The 4708-nt window shown below is 43.5% G+C and carries 4 protein-coding genes and 3 tRNA genes; 1 reads left to right on the forward strand and 6 read right to left on the reverse strand.

The genetic code is table 11. The features are described from left to right. Window positions 1-358: 358 nt before the first annotated feature. Window positions 359-694, forward strand: coding sequence for a DUF3969 family protein (locus Q0198_RS00900; protein ID WP_297893945.1), 336 nt, complete (start codon window positions 359-361; stop codon window positions 692-694). 406 nt (window positions 695-1100) lie between these two features. On the opposite strand, the gene Q0198_RS00905 is transcribed toward Q0198_RS00900, so the two are convergent. From Q0198_RS00905 to Q0198_RS00930, 6 genes are all read right to left on the reverse strand, one after another. Beyond that, a tRNA-Met gene (locus Q0198_RS00905) sits at window positions 1101-1175 on the reverse strand. Between the two features lie 41 nt (window positions 1176-1216). Beyond that, window positions 1217-1291: transfer RNA gene (locus Q0198_RS00910), tRNA-Gln, on the reverse strand. A gap of 179 nt (window positions 1292-1470) precedes the next feature. Next, window positions 1471-1884: a prepilin-type N-terminal cleavage/methylation domain-containing protein gene (locus Q0198_RS00915; RefSeq protein ID WP_297893947.1), complete on the reverse strand. Its 414-nt coding sequence runs from the start codon at window positions 1882-1884 to the stop codon at window positions 1471-1473. A gap of 284 nt (window positions 1885-2168) precedes the next feature. After that, entirely contained in the window at window positions 2169-3341 is a 1173-nt protein-coding gene (locus tag Q0198_RS00920) for a carbon-nitrogen hydrolase (RefSeq protein ID WP_297893949.1), read from the reverse strand. A gap of 20 nt (window positions 3342-3361) precedes the next feature. Next, window positions 3362-4354 (reverse strand): agmatine deiminase family protein, encoded by a 993-nt coding sequence (locus Q0198_RS00925; protein ID WP_297893952.1) that lies wholly within the window; start codon window positions 4352-4354, stop codon window positions 3362-3364. A 64-nt stretch (window positions 4355-4418) separates the two neighbouring features. Further along, window positions 4419-4495 (reverse strand) — tRNA-Arg (locus Q0198_RS00930). Window positions 4496-4708: the final 213 nt, after the last annotated feature.

Below are 4708 nucleotides of genomic sequence, written 5' to 3' on the forward strand. Positions count from 1 at the left end.
ATACAGCATTGATGGCTAAAATAGATATTTTATTAAATTTGATAAATTTTACTAAAGATATAAGCGCGATAAAAAGCAACTTGGAAAAGATAGGCTTTGATAGCGAATCGGAACTTGTAACGATAACTCAAAATACCATTGCAAACATCTTAAATAGAGTCGTCGATAAATAAATTTCATATGATCTCCTTGAGGAGTGGGCAAATTTAATCGAGTGCCGCGAGGATATAGGATATGAGGATGAAATTTTGCAAGAGATCATATTTGAGCTGGCAAACTCTTGCCTTTATGGAGAGATAGACGAAGAGAAGGTTTGTATGATTTTAGATAAAATTAAATACGGGCGGAGCGAGACCGAATGATACTAGAAAAAAATATTGATATTGTGGATGAGAGGGCTATTTTACTAATGGCGCTGGGCTCATTACAGGCATTGGAACACAAAGCGATTACCATAGACGAAAGCCAAAGAATTTTGTTTTCACCCTATATCTCAACGCATTTGGAAAAAAATAAGGTTAATGAATGCATTATAGATATAATAATCGAGTGCTGCGAATTAGAGGATATTTTTGAACTAATTCCTACAAAATATATGCAAACCCTGCAAATATTGCAGAATAGAATAATAGAAATTTTAAAGCAATACGATGAAGAATCTAGAAAAAGATGGATAATTATAGATGAAGAATAAGCATCCATAACTTCCGTCTTTGCGAGCAGGCGAACGGATAAATAAAATTTGACTCAAGATAAGTTAAAAACTTTCAAGGAATTTTTAACTTTTCTTGAACCTTTAAAATTTTAACGTCACGATAGAAACTCTGTGTAAATTTAAGTCCTTTCAATACTTTATAATGCTATTAACAAGATCGGCGACACAATATAAATCATAGATTTTAGATGAATCGGCAAATTTTACAGTTTAAAGAGTTTAATGTATCTTATTTGATGACTTTATGAATTTTAAGCTATTAGTTTAAAAATAAATTTAGTAGATAAAATCCTCTGATTTAGATAAAACACATTTTTCTTATACCGCAATGAAGACAAGAGTAAAATTTTAAAGCCACGATGCTGTGATATAAATTTAAAGATATTGGTTGCAGAGGGTGGATTTGAACCACCGACCTTCGGGTTATGAGCCCGACGAGCTACCACTGCTCTACTCTGCGATACAAGAAGCGCAAATGAATTTTAAAACAGCATTCGCGATTGGATGGGGTAGGAGGATTCGAACCTCCGAATGATTGGACCAAAACCAATTGCCTTGCCGCTTGGCTATACCCCATCAAAAAAAGACTTTAATTATACAAAAACTGTAACTAAAAGTCAAGATTATTTTTAAATATACCAATAATTAATAAATAATTCTCAGAAAGATTAAATTATACAAAATTTTATATTTACACAAATAAAAAAAGGCTCTAGCAAAAGCTAGAGCCTTAAAGCTATATCTACACTAAAATATTAGTTATAGTTAACGTTTTTACCACCAAATTTTAGACCAGTATCTGCATCAATTCTAGTTTTAATTTGTGATAGACCTGGCATACTCCATACTTGACCGCATAATCCAGTATCGTTCACAGTTACAGATATTGTATCATTACCAGCAGTAGGAGTGTTAGCCGTAAAGCAAGCTAGTGATTTAACTTTTACTGGATTAGCAACATTTGTCATAGTGCTAACAGTAGTAGAGAAATTTCCTTGAGATGTATAATATGCACCTAAATCTGTTACCATAGTTTGAATATTGCTAGCTGCCTTAGAAACCTCAGCATCATCACGAGTAGCTGCAAGTCTTGGAATAGCAACAGCTGCCAAAATACCTAAAATAACGATAACGAAGATCAACTCGATCATAGTAAAACCTTTTTTCATGGTTTACTCCTTAAATAAAATTCATCCCGCATACCTATATGCGAAACTTGGCAGAATTATAGAGAAAAATTTAAAAATTGTCAATAGTTTTTAGCAAATTTTTTACAATTTATTTATAAAGTCCGATTTTGCGGGCATTTTAAAATCAAAATTTTAAGTCCGCCTCGTTCTATTTGATGTATTTTGACGGCGCCTTGCACATTAAAATTAATAGCATAAATTAAATACTTATTCTCACGTTTCCACGCGCCGCCCAATAAACCCTATCTATTAGCGATACGGGACTACAATCCGTATCGCTTAGTCAAAATTTCATAGTTCTCTACGCGTCTATCGCGCAAAAACGGCCACCAACGGCGCACGTTTTCGCATCTTTGCATATCGATCGCTACGACTTCGCATAGCTCGTCGGTGCTGTTTGCGCGAAATAGCTGCTCGCCCTGCGCGCCAAAAACAAAGCTATTACCCCAAAACCTAATCCCTTCTTCGCTGACAAGCTGGTCCACGCGCTGTTTATTCGGCAGCACCTCTAAAGTTTCGCCGTTAAATTTAATCTCTATAGAAATTTTTAAATTCTCTCGCGCCGCCTCATTTTTCGCGGGCAAAATTTCGCCGCCGATCGCCATTTTGCCGCCACCCGTTAGCGCCTCGTTATTAAAGGATAAAATTCCGCCCTCGCTTAAAATTTTACTCTCGCTGCTCACATCCGCGGAGCGCGAAATTTTATCGCGCATATTCAAATTTGCTTCACTCCCGGATAAAATTTCATCCGGTGAGATCTCGCTAAGCGCGGCGCTTTCAAAACCCACGCGATTTACGGCGACTACGGGTAGAGAGTTTGCCACTGCATGCCCGCGCTGTACCGCAACCCAAGCCTCCAGCTGACGCGCTTTTTCGTCCTCGCCGTCGCCGTCGAACCACCCGATCGCGGTCGGATATATGAGCAGCTCGGCACCGCGTAGCGCCATCGCGCGTGCCGCCTCGGGATACCACTGATCCCAGCACACCAGCACGCCGAGCCGCCCCACGCTCGTATCTATGGGCTCAAAGCCCAGATCGCCCGGCGTGAAATAAAATTTTTCGTAAAACTGCGGATCGTCGGGAATATGCATCTTGCGATACCGACCCGCGATAGAGCCGTCGCGCTCGAAGACCACGGCGGTATTGTGATACAGCCCCGCGGCGCGGCGCTCAAAAAGCGAGCTTACCAGCACGACGCCAAATCTCTTCGCCACCTCGCTCCACAGCCGCAAATCGCGCTCAAAATCCTGCGCGTAGTCGAAATTTTCGGTATTTTCGCGCTGGCAAAAATAATGCGTCTGATGAAGCTCTTGCAAAACGATTAACTGCGCGCCCTTCGCCGCTGCACGCGCGATGAGCTCGATACTGCGCGCTATCGTGCGCGCTTTAGTTCCTTCAAATTTATGCGAAATCAGCCCAACTTTTAAAATTTTCATATTTTTCCTTCGATCTAAATTTAAAGTTTAAATTTATTCATGCACGAGCAGTGCAGCGAGCCGTTTTGGCGGATGAAAACGCGCGCATTCACTCCCACTACTTCGCGATCCGCGCATGCCGTACGCAGACGCGACAGCGCCAGCTCGTCCGCCGCGCGATTTGGATCATGCGGATCTGCGGGGTCTGCGTAGGTAGGTACGATGAGCGCGCCGTTTAAAAAGACGAAATTTGCATACGTCGCAGGCAGCCTACGCCCCTGATAAAGGATCGCGCGCGGGATCGGCAGTTCGATCACGTCGTATCCGAGCGATAAAATTTCATTCCTCATCGCGCCAAGCTCTGCATAGTGTAGATCGCTCGGATCGTCGCACGACGAAATAGCCACAGTGCGCGGGTTTAGAAAGCGCGCGAGGGTATCGACGTGACTATCGGTGTCGTCGCCTTTGATGAAGCCGCGTCCCAGCCAGATTATGTTTCTTAGGCCGAAAATTTCACGCAGCCGCGCGTCCAGCTCGGCCTTGCTAAGGGAGTTGCGATTTTCATTCAGCAAACACGCGCTGGTAGTTAGCATCGTGCCCGCGCCGTCAAAATCGACGCTACCGCCTTCTAAGATCAGATCTACGTCTCGCAGCGGGCGCTCGCTCGCGGCGTAAAGCTTGGAATTTAACGCGTCGTCCTTGGCGCTTGCAAATTTGCCGCCCCAGGCGTTGAAACGAAAATTTAGTCCCGTGATTTTGCCGCCCTCCTCCACGTCGATCGCGCCGTAATCGCGGATCCATGTATCGTCGGTGTCGATTTGCGCGAAGTTGACGTTTGCTAAGCCGCCGCAAATTTGCTCAAAATCCTCGCGGCTCGGCGCGATCGCGACAACCGGCTCGAACCTCGCTGCGGCGACGATAAAGTTGCGATAAGCCGCCTGTATCTCGCCCAAATACGGCGCCCAGTCGGTACTTGCGTGCGGCAAAGACGCCAAAAGCGCCTCTTGCTCTTCCCATTCGGCGAATGCTCTCATTTTTGCTCCAAGATTAAAATTTCACGGATTATAGCGAAGCTCGGTTTAAAAAGATATTTGTGGATGGTGCGCCCGGAGGAATTCGAATCCCCGACCTTTTGAACCGCAATCAAATGCTCTATCCAGCTGAGCTACGAGCGCACGAAATAAAAGAAACGAGATTATAGCGTTTTTAGCTTAAATTTAGCAAAAAAACCGAAGTAAATTTTAACGCAGCGGCAAATCTGGCACAAGCGCGACGGCTCTGGCGCGATCGCATAAAATTTTAAATCGAGTATCTGCTGCGGATCGCCGTATAATTCGCGCCGCGAGATTAAATTTTAAAATTTTGCGCTACTTTTAAATTTTATGCGG

It is taken from the genome of uncultured Campylobacter sp. (assembly GCF_938045205.1).
In the GTDB taxonomy this organism is placed as follows: Bacteria; Campylobacterota; Campylobacteria; order Campylobacterales; family Campylobacteraceae; genus Campylobacter_B.